Source organism: Xylanibacter caecicola, from assembly GCF_013166515.1.
Lineage (GTDB): Bacteria > Bacteroidota > Bacteroidia > Bacteroidales > Bacteroidaceae > Prevotella > Prevotella caecicola.
Genome location: NZ_JABKKJ010000008.1, coordinates 15,468 through 37,626 on the forward strand (window position 1 = coordinate 15,468; position 22,159 = coordinate 37,626).

At 45.8% G+C, this 22,159-nt stretch carries 16 protein-coding genes; 8 read left to right on the forward strand and 8 right to left on the reverse strand.

The genetic code is table 11. The annotated features are described in order from the left end of the window. Nucleotide 1 precedes the first annotated feature (1 nt). The 5 genes from HPS54_RS06460 to HPS54_RS12910 all read right to left on the reverse strand — a co-directional run bounded on the left by HPS54_RS06460 (nt 2) and on the right by HPS54_RS12910 (nt 5,759). A complete protein-coding gene (locus HPS54_RS06460) occupies nt 2-385 on the reverse strand; it encodes a GntR family transcriptional regulator (RefSeq protein WP_172344652.1) in 384 nt (127 codons plus the stop codon). Next, the gene (locus HPS54_RS06465; protein WP_172344653.1) at nt 382-1,182 is read right to left on the reverse strand and encodes a hypothetical protein; all 801 of its coding nucleotides are present in this window, start codon (nt 1,180-1,182) and stop codon (nt 382-384) included. Before HPS54_RS06465 ends, HPS54_RS06460 begins: the two co-directional genes overlap by 4 nt. 49 nt (nt 1,183-1,231) lie before the next feature. Continuing rightward, nucleotides 1,232-2,053: an ABC transporter ATP-binding protein gene (locus HPS54_RS06470; protein ID WP_172344654.1), complete on the reverse strand. Its 822-nt coding sequence runs from the start codon at nt 2,051-2,053 to the stop codon at nt 1,232-1,234. A gap of 453 nt (nt 2,054-2,506) precedes the next feature. After that, a complete protein-coding gene (locus HPS54_RS06475; protein WP_172344655.1) occupies nt 2,507-5,386 on the reverse strand; it encodes a pectate lyase family protein in 2,880 nt (959 codons plus the stop codon). 10 nt (nt 5,387-5,396) lie between these two features. Next, entirely contained in the window at nt 5,397-5,759 is a 363-nt protein-coding gene (locus HPS54_RS12910) for a subtilase (protein WP_253951956.1), read from the reverse strand. A 1,119-nt stretch (nt 5,760-6,878) separates the two neighbouring features. On the opposite strand from HPS54_RS12910, the gene HPS54_RS06485 reads away from it, so the two are divergent. Beyond that, a complete protein-coding gene (locus HPS54_RS06485; protein ID WP_172344656.1) occupies nt 6,879-8,894 on the forward strand; it encodes an autotransporter outer membrane beta-barrel domain-containing protein in 2,016 nt (671 codons plus the stop codon). Nucleotides 8,895-8,909: 15 nt separating this feature from the next. Next, on the forward strand, nt 8,910-9,113 hold the full coding sequence (locus HPS54_RS06490; RefSeq protein WP_172344657.1) for a hypothetical protein: 204 nt from the start codon (nt 8,910-8,912) through the stop codon (nt 9,111-9,113). Nucleotides 9,114-10,118: 1,005 nt separating this feature from the next. On the opposite strand, the gene HPS54_RS06495 is transcribed toward HPS54_RS06490, so the two are convergent. Continuing rightward, a complete protein-coding gene (locus tag HPS54_RS06495) occupies nt 10,119-11,444 on the reverse strand; it encodes a retropepsin-like aspartic protease (RefSeq protein ID WP_172344658.1) in 1,326 nt (441 codons plus the stop codon). A 299-nt stretch (nt 11,445-11,743) separates the two neighbouring features. Here HPS54_RS06495 and cysS point away from each other — a divergent pair, with 299 nt between their 5' ends. Together cysS and HPS54_RS06505 are read left to right on the forward strand one after the other, a co-directional pair. Further along, a complete protein-coding gene (gene cysS, locus HPS54_RS06500) occupies nt 11,744-13,234 on the forward strand; it encodes a cysteine--tRNA ligase (RefSeq protein ID WP_172344659.1) in 1,491 nt (496 codons plus the stop codon). Nucleotides 13,235-13,315: 81 nt separating this feature from the next. Continuing rightward, complete coding sequence (locus HPS54_RS06505; RefSeq protein ID WP_172344660.1) at nt 13,316-13,942, forward strand: NanQ anomerase/TabA/YiaL family protein; 627 nt, start codon at nt 13,316-13,318, stop codon at nt 13,940-13,942. Between the two features lie 12 nt (nt 13,943-13,954). Here HPS54_RS06505 and trhA read toward each other — a convergent pair whose 3' ends face one another. Further along, nucleotides 13,955-14,605 (reverse strand): PAQR family membrane homeostasis protein TrhA, encoded by a 651-nt coding sequence (gene trhA, locus HPS54_RS06510; protein WP_172344661.1) that lies wholly within the window; start codon nt 14,603-14,605, stop codon nt 13,955-13,957. A gap of 23 nt (nt 14,606-14,628) precedes the next feature. After that, nucleotides 14,629-16,830, reverse strand: coding sequence for a ribonuclease R (rnr, locus tag HPS54_RS06515; RefSeq protein ID WP_172344662.1), 2,202 nt, complete (start codon nt 16,828-16,830; stop codon nt 14,629-14,631). A 171-nt stretch (nt 16,831-17,001) separates the two neighbouring features. Here rnr and HPS54_RS06520 point away from each other — a divergent pair, with 171 nt between their 5' ends. The 4 genes from HPS54_RS06520 to HPS54_RS06535 all read left to right on the forward strand — a co-directional run bounded on the left by HPS54_RS06520 (nt 17,002) and on the right by HPS54_RS06535 (nt 22,100). Next, nucleotides 17,002-18,021, forward strand: coding sequence for an NAD-dependent epimerase/dehydratase family protein (locus HPS54_RS06520; protein WP_172344663.1), 1,020 nt, complete (start codon nt 17,002-17,004; stop codon nt 18,019-18,021). A gap of 69 nt (nt 18,022-18,090) precedes the next feature. Beyond that, complete coding sequence (locus tag HPS54_RS06525; RefSeq protein WP_172344664.1) at nt 18,091-19,050, forward strand: phosphatase PAP2 family protein; 960 nt, start codon at nt 18,091-18,093, stop codon at nt 19,048-19,050. A 126-nt stretch (nt 19,051-19,176) separates the two neighbouring features. After that, complete coding sequence (locus tag HPS54_RS06530) at nt 19,177-21,042, forward strand: phosphoethanolamine transferase family protein (protein ID WP_172344665.1); 1,866 nt, start codon at nt 19,177-19,179, stop codon at nt 21,040-21,042. Continuing rightward, nucleotides 21,039-22,100 (forward strand): acyltransferase family protein, encoded by a 1,062-nt coding sequence (locus tag HPS54_RS06535; protein WP_172344666.1) that lies wholly within the window; start codon nt 21,039-21,041, stop codon nt 22,098-22,100. Before HPS54_RS06530 ends, HPS54_RS06535 begins: the two co-directional genes overlap by 4 nt. The last annotated feature ends 59 nt before the right edge of the window (nt 22,101-22,159 follow it).

Genomic DNA, 22,159 nt, shown 5'->3' on the forward strand with positions numbered 1-22,159 from the left:
TTTACTCCGTAGGATTTTCTTTCGTCATTTCCTGCTCCCGTCTGAACTTCTCGCTTACCTCGTCGATGTTTATTCCGAGCAGTCGCATATTGCGGAACAGTTCGGGAAGCTGATGTTCCATGAAGTCTTTCTTGCGTGTTTCGAGGATTGTCTCTCTTGCACCCGGTGTGACGAAGTATCCAAGTCCGCGCCTGTTGTATATTATTCCCTCTGTTGCGAGCAGGTCGTATGACTTCACGGCAGTGTTTATGTTCACTTCCAATAGCACTGCATATTCGCGTACACTCGGTATTCGGCAGTCTTCGGGATACTTTCCCGCCAGTATCTCGTCGCACAGCCTGTCGGCTATCTGCACATATATTGCCTTGCTGTTGTCGAAAATCATAGGTTAATCCATTTATTGTTTACAACCTGCATGCGCTTGAATATTCTGTACGACAGCCAGTATGCGGCTGCAGTGAGCACGGGCAGCAGGCACATTATGAAATATACGAAGCCTTTCAGCGACTCTGTACTTATGTTGAAGCTGTATGAACCGACAAACCACGATGCCACCCATGCCAGTAATATTGTGCCGAGTATCATCGTCATCGACGTGAGTACGAACTGGCGGCGGCGGAACAGCGTGCCTCCGAGAAGATACAGCGAATGTGTGAACATCAGCATTTCGACGGAAAATATGGCATCGGCGGTGTCGTTGACGTTGTTGAATGTCACGGTATTTGTCAGTGCGGTGAAGAAATAGGGGATGGTCGTGGTCTGCATACCGTGCCCTGTTATTAGAGAGAGCGACAGACGCAGGACATCGGCAATGCAGTATGCCACGATACAACCGACAATCCAGAATACTGTAACGTAGAGATATCTTGCCAGAAACTTCTCGGCGTCGGATGCCGGGAGCAGTTTGAACATCAGTCTTTGCTGCTTTGTCTTCATGTTGTTCAGCAGGTAGCAGCCTGAGATTGAGAATATAAACATGAGCAGACCTACGGCGGTATGGCTGAATGTTTCCATTCCGTCCATTATCACATCGTTGAGTCCCATAAGATTAAACCTCATGAAAAGTATTATGAAGAATATTACGGTGGCCATCGTCACGGTTGTGATGTATTCTTTTTTATATGTGTATACGGACCATTTGCTCAATTGCATGAAACGGTTTATGTCGAATGTTTTTGCCATAATATGTTGTTTTTACGGTTGTTGTTATGTTCTTTCTTTATAATGCCTTTTATTTCAGCAGGTTCTTTGTTGCGGCATTAAACAGCAGTTCGAGGTTTATCATCGTGTCTTCCTTTTCGCTGTTGCGGCGCGCAATGACGTTGTTGCCCTGCAGGGAAGGTTCCGCATATATCACATCGTCGCTATTCTCGCCCGGCATTCTGCACTCGAAAGAATATCTTTCACATATATCCTGTACCGAGGCGTTGAGCAGAATGCGTGAGCGGTCGAGCATTATTATATGGTCGAGAAGCTGCTCCACATCGTGCACCTGATGAGTTGATATTATCACGGTGCGGTTCTCACTCATGTTGCTTGCCACCACTTTGCGGAACTGACTCTTAGACGGTATGTCCATTCCGTTGGTAGGTTCGTCCATCAGAAGCATGCGGGTGTTTGCTGCCAAAGCAAAGCTCATGTACACTTTTTTCTTCTGTCCCATGGAAAGTTCTTTCAGATTAAGGTTGAGAGGAAGTTCGAAGTCGAGCAGACAGCGGTTGAGCACCTTGCGGTCGAAGTGCGGATAGAATGGACTGTTCAGGCGGACGTATGCGTCGAGTGTCATCGACGGAAGATCAAATTCTTCCGGAACGAAGAACAATTCGCGCAGAATGTCGGGGTTTCTCCTGCCTGCGTCTTCGCCGTCGATTTCAATCTTGCCGTATTTTAGGCGCAACATACCGCTTATGAGGTAAAGAAGTGTCGACTTTCCCGTTCCGTTCTTCCCAAGAAGTCCGTATATGGAGTTGCCCTTTATGTTGAGGCTGAAGTTGGTGAAAACCTCCTTCCTGCTACCGGGATAGCTGTAACCGATGTTTCTGATGTCTATCATTTTCTTGTGTTTTATAAGTTTATTTTATGTAATTTATAGTGTAATAGAATAATAGTACACCGCAAATGTATGATAAAGTATGATTGTTTGCAAGTTTTTCCGGTATTTTCTTTGTTTAAGCCTGTGCTTTTAACGTTTGTTATATGTTGGGAATAAGGAGATAAAGAAAGATAGGAGAAGATAAGAGGAGATAAAAGACGTATGTCTTGTTGATTGTTTCAAGGCTATTGTCCTTTATCTTCCGTGGCGCAAGCTACATATCTTCTCCTATCTTCCTCTATCTCCTTATTATGAAAGACCTTTCCGGATGTGTGGCAATGAGTGTGTTGTGTTGTTTGTAATAAACAGAACAAGCCCGCTTATTTGCATACCGTTGTGCACGGTTTCAAATAAGCGGGCTTTTGGTTTTAAAAATTATCCTGTTTCTTTTTCCTTATTATACCTTACCCTGTGTTACTCAGCAATGATTGCATATACGTTTATGGAGTCACCTTTTGTTATTGTATGGCTTCCGGCTGCAAGTTTCTGAGATACTATACCGTTTGCGTCTACCGTATAGTTAGTACCGTCAAACTTTATTCTCTTTCCTGAAGTACCGTCTGTGATAACTGTTATGGTAAGCTCTTCCGTTGTTGTGAAAGAGATGTTTGTCGCACTTTCCATCTTGAGAGCGGTTGTATATGTCACCCCGTTGTATGTTTTTGGTGATATACCACTCTTCAGGTTGCCTGTGATAGTGAAACCGTTGATGTTGCTTCCTGATGTGAAACCGTTGAATGTAACAGTGGCACCGGCAATAACTGTTTCAGAGGGTGTCGGGTCTGGATCCTCGCTACCTGTTCCACCGCCTGTACCACCACCGGTAGTTCCACCGCCTGTAACTTCACCAAGGTTGCCATATACTTTTACCAGCGAACTCTTGTAGTTGTCGATAAGTGCATCGAGCTGGGCATTGATATCATAGTTTGTATCTTCCGTGCTGTTGTTGAAAGTGAAAGTAACATCACCGTGCTGCATACGTCCTGCACCGAAGAAACCCTGTACCTGTGCCGGAACATTTGCCGGGTCGTCAACTGTGTACTGGTACATGTCCGAAGCCGTGTCAAAGTTACTGTATGTAGCTCCGCCTCCAAGTGCGCTTACACTTGATGGAACTTTCTCGTCACGGCTTGTTGCCATGTATGCGTCGAAGTGCTGCTTGGTGTCCATTACAGCTGCAACTTCCTTGCCCTTTTGTATGTATTTTGTTGCACCGTAAGGTATAAATGTGTATGTACCCTGCATGATATTGTTGTATACCTTTATTACGCCTCCTTCCTCGCCAGAGAATGTTCCCTTGCTGCCAAGTGTATTGCTGCCTCCATAGAGGTCGCTGCCTTGCAGTGACATAAGCACCGGGTACTTACAGTTACGGTAGTTGTTTGCCTCTACAAAAAGCGATGACCCCATTGTTGCACCCGAACCGTATTTTGAAACGCCGTCAAAATAGTTGTTGTAGACGTGTATGTGCTGTGACTTGCGCACACGCGGATGGCGTGAGTCCGAGTGGTCATACCAATTGTGGCGGTATGTAACGAAATCAACTTCGTCTCCGTTTGAGTTAAGGTGTGTCTTGCCTGTATCCCAGAAGTGGTTGTTTGATATCGTAGCGTGCATGGTGCCCTTTATGTCAAGTGAACCGTCGCCTTTTTTCTGGTCGCCGCCTTTGTTGGCTCCATAGAATATATCAAGATTATGCGCCCATACATTGTGATTGTTTGTGTCAAAGCTCAGACCGTCGTCCAGGCAGCGCATGATAGCCAGGTTACGTATCTCCACACTCTTGCTGTTTCTTATCAGCATTCCGAAACCATGTATAGTCGCGTCACGTCCCACACCTTCGATGGTAAGATTCATTTCCTGACTTTTTCCTTTTATCTGAAGACCTTCTGCCGAACTTCCCAGTGTAGGCATATCTCCGATTTTCAGAAGTCCTATTATGCGTACAGCTAAAGGTCGTGTCTCTGTTCCCTTCTCGTATGCCTGTAGAATATCCTGTATTCCGGTGCGTGTTTCCGTCTTGCCGCCGGCATCCATATCCATCTTTATTGTCTTGGCGTTACCGGCTGTAACATAAATCACACGTGCATTTGCCTTCAGCGTACCGTCGTTATTATACGCACCCACGCCCGATGTGATATTACTGTGTGCATATCCGTCACGGTTGAAGTTTATCACTTTCAATCCTGAAGCAGTGCTTGCCTTTGTAGCGTCCTCGTTTCCTCCGACAACCGGAGCAACTTTTACAATATAGTTGTCACCTGCTTTCAATCCAAGAGCATCGGCGCGCAGATATGAGCCGTAACCACGTACCAGTTGGTCGTCTATTTTTGTGAAGTCCGGATATTGCCCGCCCTTTACATATACATTATAAGAGTCTGCACCCGTGAACGGTTTCCATTCAACGAACAATGCCTCGTGCCATCCCTTTGCTTCGGTTATTTCTATGCCATTGTTTTCAATGTCACCGCTTGTTCCTTGGTCTATGGCTTTTGCGAAAGATATGTTGCTTACATTTTTTGTAAATACGTCTTCCCATTCACCCGAAGCCGGTCTTACGGTTATAGTTCCGGCAACATCATCTATGGTGATGTCGTTGAGTTCTTTTGTGTTGTAGTATTTGACATCATTACCTGTTGCCGTCAGCAGAGCCTGATTCATGTTTACGTTCATCGGAACCGAATGGTATGTAGTCGGGTCACTACCAGGCTCATCACCTCCTCCTTGTGTAGCGGATACGGAAATGCTGTATACATTAACACCTCCTACTTCTGTAGTAAGAGTTACATCTCCGTCAGCCACAACTGTTCCTTCGCATGTCTGTGCACCCGTTGCAGGAGTGAAGCCGCTTTTCACGTTGAGGTTGGTCTGTGCCAGTCCGCGTGCCTCTGCAGCCTTGGCTGTCTCGCATGATACAGTAACCACGTTGCCTGCTTTCAGTCCGGGAATTGTAATGACAATACCCTTACCGTTAAGTTCCAGACGGCTTTTGCCGTAGTTGAGGCGTATTTTACCGTTTGTGTTTGAAGAACCGGCTGCTGCTTTGAATTTAAGTCCTTTGGCATATTCCAGTTCCACGTTGTTTGCTGTTAGCGGACCGTCGATTGCCGTAAACATGTTGTAGCGTGTCTGTGCCGCGTCTTCATACCAGTTGGTGGCATCGGCTGTTATATTGGCTTTGTCAGTATCGCTTACGGTGCCGAATGTCCAACTTGTCTGTGCTCCTGCTTCTGTGGCAAAGAGCATTATCAAGCCTGCAATGAGGCTATATATAAAATGTGTATGTTTCTTCATGACCGTAGTTTTATCTGATTACCATTTTCTTGCCGTTCACGATATACAGTCCCTTTCGCAGACCTTCAGTGCTGTTGCCCATGTACTGTCCGTTAAGGTTGTAAACTCTCTTCACTGCGTCAACCTTGTCTGTTTCAGGTCCGCTGATGGCTGTTGACGGAGAATAAGAGAAGCTGATTGATACAAGCGACATGTCTGTTGTCTGCGATGTATTGTCCGCAAAAGTCATGACAACATCATCGCCGCTGAATGTCAGGCGTGTGACATTCTTGTTGACGGTAGTTCCGTCAACAACCACCGTCTGAGTGTTGTCGGCACCGGCAGACAAGCACATGGCAGCCATACCGATGATTAAAGCAATGGATTTGTTCATAAATTGTTTTAGATTAGTATTTATATTTGATGTCGCGAATTTAGTTGTTTTTTGTTATCATTCAAGTAAAAGGTAATGATAAATATAACGTAAACGTTTACGGAAATATGTTGTAAATCACACATTTATTAAATATACGTTAACATTAAGTGCTCTTGATTTTAACATCTGGTATCGTTGTTTCGCCGTATTCTTAAAAAATATTTGTCTTTGGGTTGAGAAATCGAGAATACAGGTATGTTTAAACCGGTTGGCGCCATGTATGACTTTATGGAAGGCATTTACTGTTTGTTGTGCGTAAATATCGTATATTAGTGCGTTGTGTTGTATTCTTTTGATGTAAAACAGTATTAATTGTCTTGTAACGGAATATTAATTATATTGTAAAACAATATCCGTTGCGAAGTAAGGAGGTATCTTATTCTAAAACGAATGGAAATATTGTTGAGAATAAAGTTTGTTGTATTAACAGATGAAATATATTTTAACGTATCATGGATTAAAACGCTAAGTGCAAAAATTAAAGTTGGTATAATACAGGATTATGTGTCGGCTATTAGGTGCTAAAAACATATTATGTTGTGCCGGATATTGAAAAGGCAAAGATTAAATATAAGCAGTTGCTGTTGATTCTGTGCACTTTATGGATAATTTGTTTGTAGAATTCGGAAAACTTTGTAACTTTGCCGCGATTTCCACACCGCGAACCGTCCTTTTAGGATTGGGGGAAGGTGGTGGGAGTTCTTTAATATACAAGAAAGGCGTTTACATGCGCTTTGTCTTTGGCTATCTGAAACTTCGCAAATTTCAATCACTGCCAAAATCAAAGCAACGGTAGATGTTCGCGGGATGTGACTAATAGTCACTCCATACCTTGTCGTAGCCACTCCTATAATACTTTTTAAGGAGTGTGTTGCGGCATTGTACGGGATTGGAGTGTACTGTTTATAGCACGGTGTGGGACTTCTGTGTTGCTCGTTCAGGCAGTGATGGGCAATGCGAAGGCCTCAGATAGCGGGACGGGTAACGGTAGGACTCCCCGCCTTTTTGTTTTTAAAGTCATCATCTATATATAATATTTAATGATTCGTTCGGGGGTGACGGATGTAATCTGAAAAAATGAAAAAGTTTTATTTTAAACGCATTGTGATGTGCCTTATTGTAGGTGCAAGTACTGTCGTGAATTCTTTTGCCGACAATGTGGCAAAGATTGGTGATGTGGAGTATGCCACATTGGGTGAGGCTATGGTAGCGGCAGCAGACGGTCAGACCGTTATACTGATGAGTGATGTGGAAGTGAGGGAAATGGTACCTGTGACAAAATCCATCACCCTTGATGTGAATGGAAAGACGGTGACTAATAATGTTACGAAAAGCCGCTTGTTCAGACTTTCGGATATTACATTTACCATAGATGGTAATGGCGGAAAAATAATAACACCGGTAGCAAATACTGAATCTTATGGTTTTGTGGATTTTCGTGATGTAAATAACATTGCCGGTGCAAATACAAGGTTAATTGCAAAGAATTTGTCTTTTGAAGGGGGGACAAATGACGGTAGCCTTTTTGCATTCCGTACTCATGGTCAGTCTTTAGAATTCAATAATGTAAATGCAACTCTAACAGAAAGCAATACTTGGAGCATTATTAACGGGTATGGACTAAAAGTTAACATATCAGTTACCGGTGGAAATTATATTTGCAGAAGTACTAAAACGGAGGTAGGAGTCTTTCAAGCAGGTTCAGGCAGTACTATTGAATTTACGGGCGTGAATGTTAATACAACCGTAGGTCCGATTTTTGAAGTAGTACAGTCTAATGCGACATTCACTAATTGCACGATGAAAAATACATCGACAAATGGGTTTTATGCTTCGTGCATAGCTTCGTCTTATGGCGGAAATGTTACCATAGACGGTGGCTCGTACAGTGCGGAGTATGCAGTGTATGTATATAATAGTGGTGGCTCGCTTACGATAAAAGGTGACGGAACGTTTGCAGGTAATACGGCTGCCGTTCAGGTAGATAGGGAAGAAAATGCTTCTTATTCTGCTGTTGCAACCCTAACGAGCGGAACATTTAACGGCAACGTTATAAGCAACGGATTTGGTTCGGACGTGCGTATCGACGGAGGTGAAATCACCGGAAAGACGATAGCACATGGTAAAAACTCGAGTGTTACTATTTCAGATGGAACATTGGCGGATGTGGTTGCAACAGGAGAAAATGCCAGTATAAATGTTTCCGGAGGAACGGTTAAGGGTGATGTTAATATAGGCAACAACTCAACTCTTGCCGTAACGGGCGGAACCTTTGACAAAGAAATTCCGGAAGGAACGTTTAATGTGGTTATGCAGAAGAAAAGCGGTGAAACATTAAATGTAAAATTGGGCGAAGGAGCCAATGTAAGCATTGCAGACGGTGATATAAATGGCATTGATGTAAAGGCTGATGTGAATAACGTCGGTATAGCCTACACCAGAAACTTCTCGGACAAATGGCAGGCAATGTTTGTACCGTTCCGAATGACTCTTGATGCTGAAATACTCGCAGATTTCGACTTTGCGGAGATATGGGATACCGAGCTTGTGGATAATGCACCTACAATAGAATATATAAAATTGTCGGAAGGGGATGTTATAGAGCCCAACGTGCCTTGCCTTGTCAGGGCGAAGGTTGCCGGCGAACAGACTTTGTCTGTTAAAAACACATTGCTGGCGCAGACAATGGTGCCGGATGTAAACTGTTCTACAATAAAGCAGAATTTCAACTTTGTCGGTGTTTACGGGAAAACAACACTGCTTGACAAGTATGGATATTATCTGAATGCAGAAGAGCAGGCATTCCGTCCGGTTGCCAATGAAACACAGACATTGCCTTCATGCAGGTTCTATATGACAGTGCAGAACAAAGCTGACGGCAGTTACGACTATTATACGCAAGGAGTGGCTAAGGCAGTGAAGATACGTGTGATAGGAGATGACATGCAGGGTACAACCGGTATGGACGGTATTAAGTATGATACAGATAACAGCAGGGTTTATACCATACAGGGTACTTATGTGGGAAACTCTGTTAATGGGTTGAAAGCAGGTGTTTATATCGTAGACAAAAGGAAAGTAGTTGTCAAATAATGGAGTATTTATATCATGATTAAGAAAAAGTATATATCTCCTTCTTGCGAGGTTATAGGGGTTTGCGGACTGTCCATACTGAGTGGAAGTGACAGCGGCAACATAACGATAAATAAAGAACCTTATGAAGGTGAACTTAATTCGAAGCAAGACAATTTCAACATTTGGGATGATGAGGAGAACAAAGGTGACAACGGGTCGCTTTGGGACGAGTATTGATGTAAAATGCCTGATGCAGGATTCTGCATTGGTATAACATGTCAATAGAATTTTTATGTATTTTGCAATATAAAAGTGCCGGTAATGACTTTAAGGCTCATTACCAATACTATAAAAGGGGAAAAGAGGGTGTGTCATAATAAAGAATCATCCGTATAGAGTTGGGACAAAAATTGAATTTTGACACACCCTCCTGTTTGCAATCTGTCGGCGATATTATGTTTTTACGTGACAAAATGTCAATAGAAAAAAGTCACTCTAAAGTCTCGTTCTATTAGAATTGAACGGGCTAAAAGAACCTTTAAGTCCCCGAAATGTTGCCTTTTTGTGACGAAATGGCGTACTTTGAGGTACAAAACATGTACCTTTAGGCTCCGAATATGCCTGCTTTGGGCTCCAAAGATGCCTGTTTCGGACCGTAATATGCCTACTTTCGTATAGAAATCAGGCAACTTTCCCTTTTCCTTCTGTGCACACTTTTGTTTTTTTTATGCGTAACACTTTGATACAAAAGGTGCTATCCTTGCACACGATTTTTGACGATATTCAGCCCCGTCGGTGTTTTTGTTCCAGAAAATCGCCGTATTTTGGGGTTATGAAAAATCAAATAGTAAGCGGGAGCGGCGTTTTGCTATAAATGTGTAAGACGCAGTTTGTCGGGCGTCAAGCTGCGATGATTTGTTGCCATGTAGGCATTTTCCGGTAAATGTCTGTTACTGACATCTTTTAAACCAACAACTTGTATCCCGGACATTTACAAGGACGTGTTGTTGAACTAAGTGAAAAAAATTATAACACGGATGATGCTTATTTTGACACACCCTTTTTTATATATGATTATCAGAAAAAAGAGTTGCCACGGAGGGTGACAAGTGGTTGTAATGGGTATACAATCCGCCATCCAGAATAAATCTGTTGACACCGCGATATTTTATTAACACTCATATTGAACAAATATGAGGGGGAGAAAAGGTGCGGATACAAACAGAATTTGCCGACGGCTGTTTATGGGCAGGCCGTCAGAGTAAAGTCAACCATGTTGAAACGCACTTTGCCGAATAGCATAAGCGATTTCAAACCAAAATTACATTCATGCTCCATTCCCGACGGATTGTCTTCGCAGCGCACATCAATCTGAGGAATAATGACGGTTCGGTTTCCTAATTGAGCCTTTAAATCAGGTACGCGGTAACACTTCGAGATATGAACGCCTCCGACTCCAGCCATTCTTATAGAATCCGGTTGAGAGTGTGCGATGATATATTCCTTGTTCTTTTCAAAAAATGTTTTATCTAAAGACCCGAATGAAGCATCTCCTGAGTCAATACACATAAGCATGGGATTGTTATGTATTTTTCCGCGTGCCAATAGATTCATGCTCGATGAGAAGCACATGTTTGACGTGGCGTTGCTCCTGGTCGGCGCGGTTGCAGGGATTGTAATTTGATGATTGACAAAGTCAATGGTCAAATCTTTTAATTGTAGCATCAATTCACTACCTACAACGATATCAAAGCAATTTATATATTTGTCGGCTTCTTCAGTATTTGTTGTCATGGAAATGACTGTAAACGGCACATCCGTGATGGTTATAGAACCGAGTTTCAATTCTTTTGCAATGACATGACGACCCGTCTGCACTCCTGTCAAATCGCCGACGTTTCCGGTGGCATCCAATGAAATCAGTCCTAATTTTTGCGCCAAAGAATCGGAAATAACATTAATGCCGGCACCGGTGTCAAAGGTTATATCGGCAGGAATGCCGTTTATGGCGCAATCATCAAGATGTATCAACAAAGAATTATGCTTTGTCGGATCGACAGGTACAAACCGAAATGGTACGGTTGCTTGGGGACTGTTTCCGAAAGTTATGGCATAGGGCTTGTATGCGGATAAGGCTTTATATTGGTTTATATGCTTCTGCATTCCGGAAATTGCTGTCGAATCCAGATGTTGTCTTGTCGCGTCCAATACGGAAGAAACGATGGTTGCCGCTTTCTCATTATCTCCGATACGGCTTAAATCCATTGCAAACATTAGCGATGAATTTAGTATATTGCCGAGGTCGAGATATTCTGACTGCGTGTTGAATAATTCTGTAAAAGCCGGAATGGATACGTCGGGACGATTGAAGCGGTTGCCAATGAGACAACGGGAATATACTTCAAGAAATTTGTGAATGGAGTCTTTTGGCGCTGATTGGTAGATTGAATCAAGAGCAAACCAATCTCCTTTATTCATGGCATTGCCGATTTTCTCGTCATAAGTCTGTGCAAATCCAAAAGAACAGGAGCAGATAAGGACAATAAAAGTATAAAGCAGTTTCTTCATAACAGAAAGCGTTTGATGTTTGATCTATGCAAAGTTATGAATTATCAGCGAGATAGAGTCATAATCATAGGAAATCTTCATGACCGTAGATATGGAAAATGCAGACGGTTTCGTGACGTTTTGCTTCTCTTTTGTGGTGGTGCAGGCACGTAGTCCTGTCTGTTAGGAGTGTCAGGCATACAGGCAAACAACTTGTCGGTTGAAACTACCGTTGATAAATGAGCAGTTAAAGTTTTTGTTTTTCCGATGAATTAATGTAATTTTGCAGACTATAATTATATACATTATTATATATGGCAATGGAACAGAAACTATTTATCTATAATACGCTGAGCCGCCGTAAGGAACTTTTTGAGCCGCTTCATGCTCCCAACGTCGGCATGTATGTGTGCGGTCCTACGGTATATGGCGACCCACATTTGGGTCATGCCCGTCCGGCGATAACGTTTGACATACTTTTCCGCTATTTGAAACATCTTGGATATAAGGTTCGCTATGTGCGTAACATCACCGATGTGGGGCATCTTGAGCACGATGCCGACGAGGGCGATGACAAGATTGCAAAGAAGGCAAGGCTTGAACAGCTTGAGCCGATGGAGATAGCGCAACACTATACCAACCGATATCATCAGGCAATGGAGGCTCTTAATGTACTTCCACCGAGCATAGAGCCGCATGCCACGGGGCATATCATAGAGCAGGAACAACTTGTACAGGAAATCATCGACAACGGATTTGCATACGAGAGTAACGGTTCGGTATATTTTGACATAGAGAAATATAACAAGGTTCACCGCTATGGAATACTTTCCGGACGCAATCTCGACGATGTGATAAATGCCAGTCGTGAGTTGGACGGAGTGGGAGAGAAGCGCAATCAGGTGGACTTCGCTATATGGAAGAAGGCACAGCCCGAGCATATCATGCGCTGGCTCAGTCCGTGGAGCGAAGGTTTCCCGGGTTGGCACTGCGAGTGCACGGCAATGGGACGTAAGTATCTCGGCAATCATTTCGATATACATGGCGGTGGAATGGATCTGGTTTTCCCGCATCACGAATGTGAGATAGCGCAGGCAGTGGCAAGTCAGGGCGACCAAATGGTGCGCTATTGGATGCACAACAACATGATAACAATCAACGGACAGAAGATGGGCAAGTCGCTCGGCAACTTCATTACGCTGGAACAGTTCTTCACCGGCGCGCATCCTTCGCTTGAAAAGGCGTACACTCCGATGACCATACGCTTCTTCATCCTGTCGGCACATTACCGCGGAACGGTAGACTTCTCGAACGAGGCTCTTGCCGCAAGCGAGAAAGGACTGGACAGACTGATGACCGGAATAAGCGGTATCGGGCGGATAGTGCCGTCGGCAGAAAGCGATGCCGACACGGCAAAGACCGTTGCCGAGTTGCGTGGCAAGTGCTATGACGCGATGAACGACGACATGCAGACACCTGTTGTTATAAGTCATCTGTTCGAAGCGTGCCGCTTGGTGAACATTCTTCTTGACCACAAGGCTGCAATAAACGAGGCAGACCTGAAAGAACTGTCGGACACAATGCACCTCTTTGCATTCGACATTCTCGGACTGCGTGAGGAAAAGGGCGGCGGAAGCGACGAGCGCGAAGAGGCTTACGGCAAGGTGATGGACATGATTCTTGACCTGCGTGCCAAGGCGCGTGCAAATAAAGACTGGGCTACGTGCGACCAGATACGCGATGCGCTTAAGGATGCCGGCTTTGAGGTTAAGGATACCAAAGACGGTTGTGTGTGGAGATTGAACAGATGACATTTTAGGAGTAAAGGAGTTAAGAAAATATATTTATTGCATTTGTCTTAACTCCTTTACTTTTTTACTACTAAGAAATTCATGAAAAAGACAGTATTCTTATTGGTATCGCTGATGTTCTCTGTGCTGATATATGCGCAGGGCACTTATACAAAGGTCTGTAATGATAAGTCGCTTGTCAGGAAATCGGCAAAGTGGGCAAGGAAAGGAGAGTGGCGAAACGGTTTCAAGGCGGCATCGCCTGATGCGAGCGTGAACCTTACGGAGTTTTATACACAGTATTCCAAAAACCGAGAGCAGTGGGATGCCATGTTCCGCTGGCTGGCAACAGCCGACCTTACGGGCATGCCTAAAGGTAAGTATCCCATAGAAGGAACAACGCTCGTGGCAAGTGTTGAGGACAGCCGCAACAGCGAACTGACAAAACGCCGCAGCGAGAGCCATTTTCATCATATAGACTTTCAGTATGTAGTTAAGGGTACGGAGCGTTTCGGTATAATAGAACATGAGACGAGCAAGCCCAACTGTGAGTACAAGCCTGATGTCATACATTATGACTATGATGTAGATAAGGTGCGTTTCTATGACTCGTCAAAGGATAAATTCTTTATTTTCTTTCCCTCCGACTGGCATATTGCAAAGGTCAAGACCGACCTTGAAGACCAGGAGATACGCGTCATTGTGGTAAAACTCGACTACGTGGAATAACTGCCTCAGACATTATTGCAGATAATCCATAAGCACATCCCACACGGCAATGATGTGACATACGGAACCGGCGAGTACGAAAAAATGGAAAACGCTGTGCATGAACCGCTTTTTATTAAGACTGTAAAAGGCGGCGCCGGTGATATAGCATATTCCCTCGGCTATTATCCATGCCACAGCTGTGGCACTGACATTGTCTATAAGAGGTTTGAAAGCAACAAGAACGGTAAGTCCCATTCCTACAAAGCAGAGCGTCTCGATGTTGCTGTGCTCTTTGAGTTTGGCGAAACTTATTGCCGTTCCTGCCAGCGCACATGTCCATATAAAGACGAACAGTCCCCAACCCCAGTATCCCTCGTTTCGTAGTGCAATGAGCGTAAGTGGCGAGTAGCTGCCTGCTATGTGCCAGTATATTGCGGCGTGATCCCATTTCCTTAGTCTTTCTTTCCACTTGCTTCGTCGCGGCAGGGCATGATATATCGTTGATGCGATGTATGAGCAAAGCATGCCGGCAAGATAAAGAACCACGCCGAGCGATGCCCATGGGTTGTCTGCGCCATGACATATTAGGGTGAACACCACGGCTGTTGCCACACCGAGAAATATCCCTCCGGCATGTGACCATGAGTTCCACAGCTCTTCTTTCCTTGTATATCGTATCATTGGATAATGTGTGGTGTAATCTGTCAGATATCTGATGACAGTACGAAATCAAGCTGTTTCTTATCTATGTTCGCCTTTGCCACCTTTATGCGGACACTGTCTCCAAGCTGGTAGCGGTGTCTGCGACGCCGTCCCACAAGACAGTAGTTGCGTTCGTCAAAGTCGTAATAGTCATCGTTAAGGTCGTGTATTGACACCATTCCCTCACAGTGGTTCTCGTCGATTTCGCAATATATTCCGTATGACGTTATACCGCTGATGTGCGCATCGTATTCGTTTCCGATCTTGTCTGCCATGAACTCCACCATTTTATACTTTATAGAGTCGCGCTCCGCGTTCTGTGCTATCTGCTCCATGTCGCTCGAGTGTTTGCAGAGTTCTTCGTAACGCTCCTTGTTGGCGCTGCGTCCTCCTGCCTGATAGCGTGTCAGCAGACGATGCACGAGTGTGTCGGGATAGCGGCGTATAGGACTGGTGAAATGTGTATAGTAGTCGAAAGCCAACCCGTAGTGCCCGATGTTGTGCACACTGTATTTGGCTTTCATCATCGCCCGTAGTGCCACACTTTCTATCAGTTTCTGCTCGTTGCTTCCGTTACAGTCGTCCATCAGTCGGTTAAGACTGCGTGAAACCTCGCCTTTGGTACCTCCGGTCTTCAGCTTATAGCCGAACCTTACGATAAATTCGCGCAACGTTTCCAGCTTCGTGGGATCCGGCATGTCGTGTATACGATATGGCAGTGTCTTTGCCTTCTCGCCCTTTTTCACCTTTCCGATGCTCTCCGCAACGGTTCTGTTGGCAAGCAACATGAACTCTTCAATCAACTTGTTGGCATCTTTTGCTTTCTTGAAATAACATCGTATGGGCTTTCCTTTCTCATCGGTTTCAAACCGCATCTCTTCACGGTCGAACTTCACGGCGCCGTTTTTGAACCTTGCCTTGCGTAGTTTCTTTGCCAGACGATCCAGCGTTATCAGTTCCAAAGCATATTCGCCCGTGTATCCGTCTTTTCCTGCATCGGGTGCAGGCTCTCCTGTTCCATCCTTTACTCCGTTCCGTTCAAGAATATCCTGTACCTCTTCGTATGCAAAGCGCCTGTCGCTCTTTATCACCGTGTGTACCAATCGCCAGCGTTTCACCTGCCCCTCGTTGTCCATGTCGAAGACAACGCTGTATGCCAGTTTCTCTTCATCGGGGCGTAGCGAGCAGATGAAGTTACACAGACGTTCTGGTAACATGGGTATTGTGCGATCTACGAGATACACGCTTGTGGCGCGTTTCACCGCTTCCTTGTCGATGACGGAGCCTTCGGTGACATAGTGCGACACGTCGGCGATGTGCACGCCTACCTCCCACAGTCCCTTGCCGAGTGGCTTAATGGACAGTGCGTCGTCAAAATCCTTGGCGTCTTTGGGGTCTATCGTGAATGTAGTCACGCTGCGGAAATCCTCCCTTTCCTTATAGTCCTGCTCCGTTATTTCACCACTTATCTTGTTGGCCGCCTCTTCCACGTTCTTGGGATATTTGTATGGCAGCCCGTACTGAGCCAGTATGGCATGCATCTCCACATCGTTGTCACCCATTTTTCCGAGCACGTCCACCACCTCTCCAATGATGCTTTTGTTCTCTGCCGACGGCCATTGCACTATTTTTACCACAGCCTTTTCTCCGGTTTTTCCGCCTTTCAGCTTCTTCTTTTGTATGATTATGTCCTGCATGAATGTACGGCTGTCCGGAACAAGCAGCGCGAAATCTCTCTCCACAATCAGTTTGCCCACAAACGAGTCGTGTGCCCGCTCGATAATCTTTGTCACCATAGCTTCTTTGATATGGTTCCTTCGCCTTGCCATCATGGCTACCTGTACACGGTCGCCGTTGAACGCGAACATCGAGTTGCGCTCTGCCACGAACACAGGTTTGCCGTTCTCGTCGGGTATAACGCTGTTCTTGCCGTTGGGTTTCCGCAAGAAGCGTCCCGTCAGCACCTGTCCTTTTGTATTAAGACGGAACGAGTTTTCGCTCACTTTGCTCAGATAGTCATCCCATGCCATGTCTTCCATAATATCCACAGCGAGCATCTTTGCCGGATGAGTATCCAGTCTGAGAGTCTTGAAAATCTGTTTTAAACTATATGTTTCTTCGGGATGATGCATGAAAAACTGCTGCAACATTTCCGACAATTGTTTCTTGCCTACACGTGTATGGCTGCCTTTGTTTTTTGCCATAATACAGAATTTTAATGATTAAAGCACATGTGCGAAGATACGAAATAAATCGTACAAATGTGCTGTTGTAATGAAAAAAACGGTTAATTCGGACTTTTCTTCTTATCTTTGCACGTGTTTGCCCGTGCCTGTTTCGGGCGTATATATATTAATAAGGTATATAAATAGTAGATGAGCAGTAGGATATTGATAACCGGAGCCACCGGCTTTATTGGAGGCTTTATTGTCGAAGAGGCTTTGCGCCGTGGCATGGAGGTATGGGTGGCAGTGCGTAAATCCAGTTCACGCCGGTTTCTAACCGATACGCGGATAAACTTCATAGAACTTAATCTCGGCAGTTCTGCCGACATAGAACGCAGCCTTGCCGGACTGTCGTTCGACTATGTGGTCCATGCCGCCGGCGTTACTAAATGTGTGGACAGTGCCGACTTCTACCGTGTCAACACTCTTGGCACTATCAATCTGGTGAAAGCCCTGCTGCATCTTGGCGGCAATATCAGGCGTTTTGTGTATATAAGCAGTCTGAGCAGCTATGGTCCGGTGCATGAGGACGAGCCGCTTCGTGAAATAAAACCGTCGGATCCGCAATGTCCCGACACTGCCTATGGACGCAGTAAGATGGAGAGCGAGCGCTGTCTCAACACTATTCTTGGAGACGACGGAAAAGGAAATACATTCCCATACGTGATATTGTGCCCCACGGGAGTGTACGGTCCGCGCGAGCGCGACTATTTCATGATGGCAAAGAGCATACGCAGTCATGTCGACTTTGCCGTTGGCTACAGGCCTCAACACCTTACATTTGTCTATGTCCTCGATGTTGTGCAGGCTGTGTTTCTTGCTCTTGAGAGAGGCAGAAACGGTGGGAGATACTTTCTCAGCGACGGCAATGTCTATTCGTCGCGCACGTTCAGCGACCTGCTGCACCGTGAATTGGGCGTTGGCTTGCTCCTGCGGATAAAGGCCCCGATATGTTTTCTGCGTGTCGTGACGTTTGTGGGTGAGCATGTCGGCAGGCTCACGGGCAAGGCTTCTGCATTGAACAACGACAAGTTTCATATAATGAAGCAGCGTAATTGGCGCTGCGACATTTCCGACACCATAAACGATTTGGGTTATGTGCCGCATTACGACCTCGGGCGCGGTGTGCCCCTTACCGTGAGTTGGTATAAGGAGCACGGCTGGTTGTAAAGGCATTTCTTCTTGCCGCCATATCAAATAAGATAAACAACAACGATTATCAGATAAAAAACAGAAACCATGATAAAGTTCTTGATAAATCTTTTTTCAATAGAAAAGAAACCTCGCAAGGGGCTTTTCGCCTTCGAGTGGGTGATGCTGGCATATCTCGTCTTCACCCTTCTGCTTATAATCCTCACCTATACAAAGGCGACCAATCCCGACGATATGATATGGGGACGCGTGCGCGTGGCAGCCATTACCCTCGCGTTATGGGGCGTCTACCGTATGCTTCCGTGCCGTTTCACGCGCTTTGTACGCATTGTTGTGCAGTTGGCGCTGCTCGGTTGGTGGTATCCCGACACTTACGAAATAAACCGTATGTTCCCTAACCTCGACCATGTCTTCGCATCTCTTGAACAGTCGGTGTTCGGATGTCAGCCCGCCCTGCTGTTCTCGCAGTATGTGCCGTGGCATTTTTTCAGCGAGATGATGGACATGGGCTATGCCTCTTACTATCCGATGATAGTCCTCGTCACGCTGTTCTACTTTTTCCGGCGCCCCAAAGAGTTTGAGCGTGCGGCATTTGTGATACTAACGTCGTTCTTCATCTACTATGTGATATTTGTCCTTGTTCCCGTCACCGGACCTACGTTCTATTATAAAGCCGTGGGCATTGAGAATATAGCCAATGGCGTTTTCCCGGCAGTGGGCGACTATTTCAACACCCATACCGACTGTCTTCCAAGTCCCGGAAAAGCCGACGGCTTTTTCTACGGGCTTGTCGAGAGTGCCAAAGAAGCCGGCGAGCGACCCACGGCGGCGTTCCCCAGCAGTCATGTCGGTATTACCACCGTGTTGGTTCTCCTTGCGTGGCATACTCGCAACCGTCGGCTGTTCTTTATTCTTCTGCCGTTTTATGCTCTTATGTGCTTTGCCACGGTATACATACAGGCTCATTATGCTATCGACTCCATTGCCGGACTGCTGAGCGGCACACTGCTCTATGCAATGCTCATGAGATGTTATAAGGTGAGATGACGGATGTTGCGCAGACGGTTGCATTATCTGCCCGTCGCGCAATTATCCTTTCGCAATAAATAAAACAATGCCCAAAACATCGCTGTTAAAGGAAAAAGATGTACATTTGCAGCAAATTGCAGTTTTATGAAGATATTACGCCATGCGGGACGGGTGCTCGGTACCCTCTTTACCCCCATAAAATGTAATGCATTCTTTTTCATTTTCATGTACATTCTCGGTCTGGTGTGTACATATACTGTCGTACCCGATAAGAAAGGGTACCACGCCTACAGCCTTGCTTGGGAAGAGCTTTTTCTCGACCTTTATATATTATGCCTGTTTCTCACCGTGCTGCCTGCTGTTGTGCGGCAGTGGGTGCGACGCTTGTTCTATTTCATTGCATACGGTATAGCCCTCGTCGATGTCTACTGCTATGTGGAGTTCGGCTCCACCATAACGCCCACCATGCTTCTTCTCGTAGGTGAGACCAACACCGATGAGGCAACCGAGTTCCTCTCTTCATACCTTGGTTTTGATGTTATCTTCAGCAAGGTGGGCTGGGTTGTGCTTGTCGGATTGATACATATTGCCTGTACCTACGTGGCGTCGCGTTTCCTTTATCGCCGCCGAAGGCTTATGCGCCGTCACCCGTGGATGATTGTTGTCGGAAGAGCGGCACGTGCCGTCGTTCCTGTCATGGGAACTGTGACTCTGGCACTGCTTGTATATACGGCATCGGAATGTATGGAGAACAAGAAAGCCATGGTACGCCTCATGTCGTGCAAGAACATCGGTAGCGTGGAACACGAGCTTACACGCAAGGACAAGGCTGTACTGTATCTTCCCCTGTACAGGCTCGTGTTCAGCGTATATGCCAACAGTCTCACGGCTCAACAGGTGGATAAACTTATCGGAGCTATAGACTCTGTGCGTGTGGACAGCTGTTCCTATCGCAGTGACAATATCGTATTGATAATCGGCGAGAGCTACAACCGCCACCATGCCCAGCTTTACGGATATGACAAACCTACCACCCCGAGACAGAAAGCGAGGGCGCGGCGCGGCGATCTCGTGCCTTTCAGCGATGTTGTTACACCGTGGAACCTCACTAGTTTTGTGTTCAAGCATCTTTTTTCATTATATACAGTGGGTGACAAGGGCGAGTGGTGCGACTATCCTCTTTTCCCGGAATTGTTCAGAAAGGCGGGTTATCATGTCACGTTTGTCACCAATCAGTTCCTTCCGCAGGCAAAAGAGGCTGTTTATGACTTCAGCGGCGGCTTCTTCCTGAACAACCCTGAACTAAGCAAGGCACAGTTCGATACGCGCAATACCCGGCTTTTCCGTTACGATGGCGGACTGCTCAACGATTACGACAAGCTGCGTCCTGAGGGCAAGGAGCATAATCTCATAATCTTTCACCTGAAGGGACAGCACGTGGATTATCAGACTCGCTATCCCAAGGACAGGACAAAGTGGGGCGTGAACGACTACGACCGCCCGAAGCTGAACGACCGCGAGCGTCACATTCTGGCAAGTTACGACAATGCCGTGTTGTACAACGATTCCGTGGTTGATGCAATAATAAGAAAATTCGAGAAGGAAGATGCCATTGTATTGTACGTTCCCGACCACGGAGAGGAGTGTTATGGCGACGACATACACTTCTACGGTCGTATGCACTCCACCGACATTACCGCGCGGCTGGCACGCGAGGAGTTCGACATACCTTTCTGGATATGGTGCTCGAAGAAGTATCGTAAGACCCATCCTGATGTATTTTCGCGTATAAAAGCGGCGCGCGACAAGCGGTATATGACGGACGCACTGTCGCACCTGTTGCTGTGGCTTGGAGGAATACACTGCCCCGAATACCGCGACGACCTGAATATACTAAGCACGGAATATAACGAAAACCGTCCGAGAATACTGAAAAATCAAGTTGATTACGACAAACTGGATGTTAGGGGTACCGCATCCGAAGCAACGGAAAACAATAAGAAGAGATGAAAAAGGATTTGTTGAGCCTCGATGGCTCCAAGGCACTGAGAGGCATTGCCATACTCGGTATCATATTGCACAACTACTGTCACTTTCTCGGCTTTGCCGTAAAGGAAAACGAATACACCTTTACAGCAGCAAAGCCGATGATGCTGTGGGACAGGATTATGGCTCTCGATCATAATCTTTTTGTACACATTCTCTCGTTCTTCGGGCATTATGGCGTGCCCGTATTCCTGTTCATAAGCGGTTTTGGGCTGGTGCGCAAGTACGAACAGAGTACTTCTTTTCCCGTGCGTACGCTTCCCTTCGTCGGCGTGCACTATTTAAAGCTGCTGCGACTGATGTTCCTCGGATATATAGGATTTGCCGTTGTGAGTTGGCTTCATCCGCACGGCTATCACGGATATACCTTCGGCAGGGTAGTGGCACAACTGCTTATGTATATAAACATGCTTCCCGATCCCGACCATATAATAAAACCCGGTCCTTACTGGTTCTTCGGTCTGATGCTACAGTTGTATGCAGTCTATCGCCTATTGATTTACCGTCGCAGTACATTTTGTGTTATAGCGCTTATCATTGTTTGCTGGGCGGCACAGGCAGTGTTTACTCCTGCAGTAGACAGCGGCGGCGAAATACTCAACCGTATACGTTATAACTTTGTCGGCGGAATGCTCCCATTCGGCATGGGTATTATCTATGCGCGCCACGGCAGAAGTCTGCCTGTATGGGGAAATGCCGTTGTTGCTGTTGTTTCGGCAGCTGCCGTTTTTGCCGGCAGTTTCCTCTTTCACACATGGTTGTGGGTGCCGTTGTTTGTTGTCACGGGTGCGGTGGCAACGATTAAACTGCTGCCTGCATCGGTGTTGAGACCATGTATCTGGGTCGGTGGCATATCGTCGGCGCTTTTTGTGGTACATCCTATATTGCGTGAGATAATAATAAAGATGTCGTATCGCGGTCAGGTGTATACCGGTATCATTTTGTATGTGGTGCTTTCGGTGGTGTGTGCATGGCTTTTCGCCCGCCTGCTGCGCTTCATACCGGTGCCTAAGAATAAATAAGGTTCTTAAAGACCTTAAGGTCCTTAAGGATTTTAAAGACCCTAATAAAAACCAAAGAC

What these genes read in the sequence shown, in the direction of transcription:
- rnr (WP_172344662.1), bottom strand. Translation starts at nt 16,830, where the DNA reads ATGGCAAAAAACAAAGGCAGCCATACACGTGTAGGCAAGAAACAATTG.
- cysS (WP_172344659.1), top strand. Translation starts at nt 11,744, where the DNA reads ATGGAACAGAAACTATTTATCTATAATACGCTGAGCCGCCGTAAGGAA.
- HPS54_RS06520 (WP_172344663.1), top strand. Translation starts at nt 17,002, where the DNA reads ATGAGCAGTAGGATATTGATAACCGGAGCCACCGGCTTTATTGGAGGC.
- HPS54_RS06525 (WP_172344664.1), top strand. Translation starts at nt 18,091, where the DNA reads ATGATAAAGTTCTTGATAAATCTTTTTTCAATAGAAAAGAAACCTCGC.
- HPS54_RS06460 (WP_172344652.1), bottom strand. Translation starts at nt 385, where the DNA reads ATGATTTTCGACAACAGCAAGGCAATATATGTGCAGATAGCCGACAGG.
- trhA (WP_172344661.1), bottom strand. Translation starts at nt 14,605, where the DNA reads ATGATACGATATACAAGGAAAGAAGAGCTGTGGAACTCATGGTCACAT.
- HPS54_RS06495 (WP_172344658.1), bottom strand. Translation starts at nt 11,444, where the DNA reads ATGAAGAAACTGCTTTATACTTTTATTGTCCTTATCTGCTCCTGTTCT.
- HPS54_RS06490 (WP_172344657.1), top strand. Translation starts at nt 8,910, where the DNA reads ATGATTAAGAAAAAGTATATATCTCCTTCTTGCGAGGTTATAGGGGTT.
- HPS54_RS12910 (WP_253951956.1), bottom strand. Translation starts at nt 5,759, where the DNA reads ATGAACAAATCCATTGCTTTAATCATCGGTATGGCTGCCATGTGCTTG.
- HPS54_RS06465 (WP_172344653.1), bottom strand. Translation starts at nt 1,182, where the DNA reads ATGGCAAAAACATTCGACATAAACCGTTTCATGCAATTGAGCAAATGG.
- HPS54_RS06530 (WP_172344665.1), top strand. Translation starts at nt 19,177, where the DNA reads ATGAAGATATTACGCCATGCGGGACGGGTGCTCGGTACCCTCTTTACC.
- HPS54_RS06470 (WP_172344654.1), bottom strand. Translation starts at nt 2,053, where the DNA reads ATGATAGACATCAGAAACATCGGTTACAGCTATCCCGGTAGCAGGAAG.
- HPS54_RS06535 (WP_172344666.1), top strand. Translation starts at nt 21,039, where the DNA reads ATGAAAAAGGATTTGTTGAGCCTCGATGGCTCCAAGGCACTGAGAGGC.
- HPS54_RS06475 (WP_172344655.1), bottom strand. Translation starts at nt 5,386, where the DNA reads ATGAAGAAACATACACATTTTATATATAGCCTCATTGCAGGCTTGATA.
- HPS54_RS06505 (WP_172344660.1), top strand. Translation starts at nt 13,316, where the DNA reads ATGAAAAAGACAGTATTCTTATTGGTATCGCTGATGTTCTCTGTGCTG.
- HPS54_RS06485 (WP_172344656.1), top strand. Translation starts at nt 6,879, where the DNA reads ATGAAAAAGTTTTATTTTAAACGCATTGTGATGTGCCTTATTGTAGGT.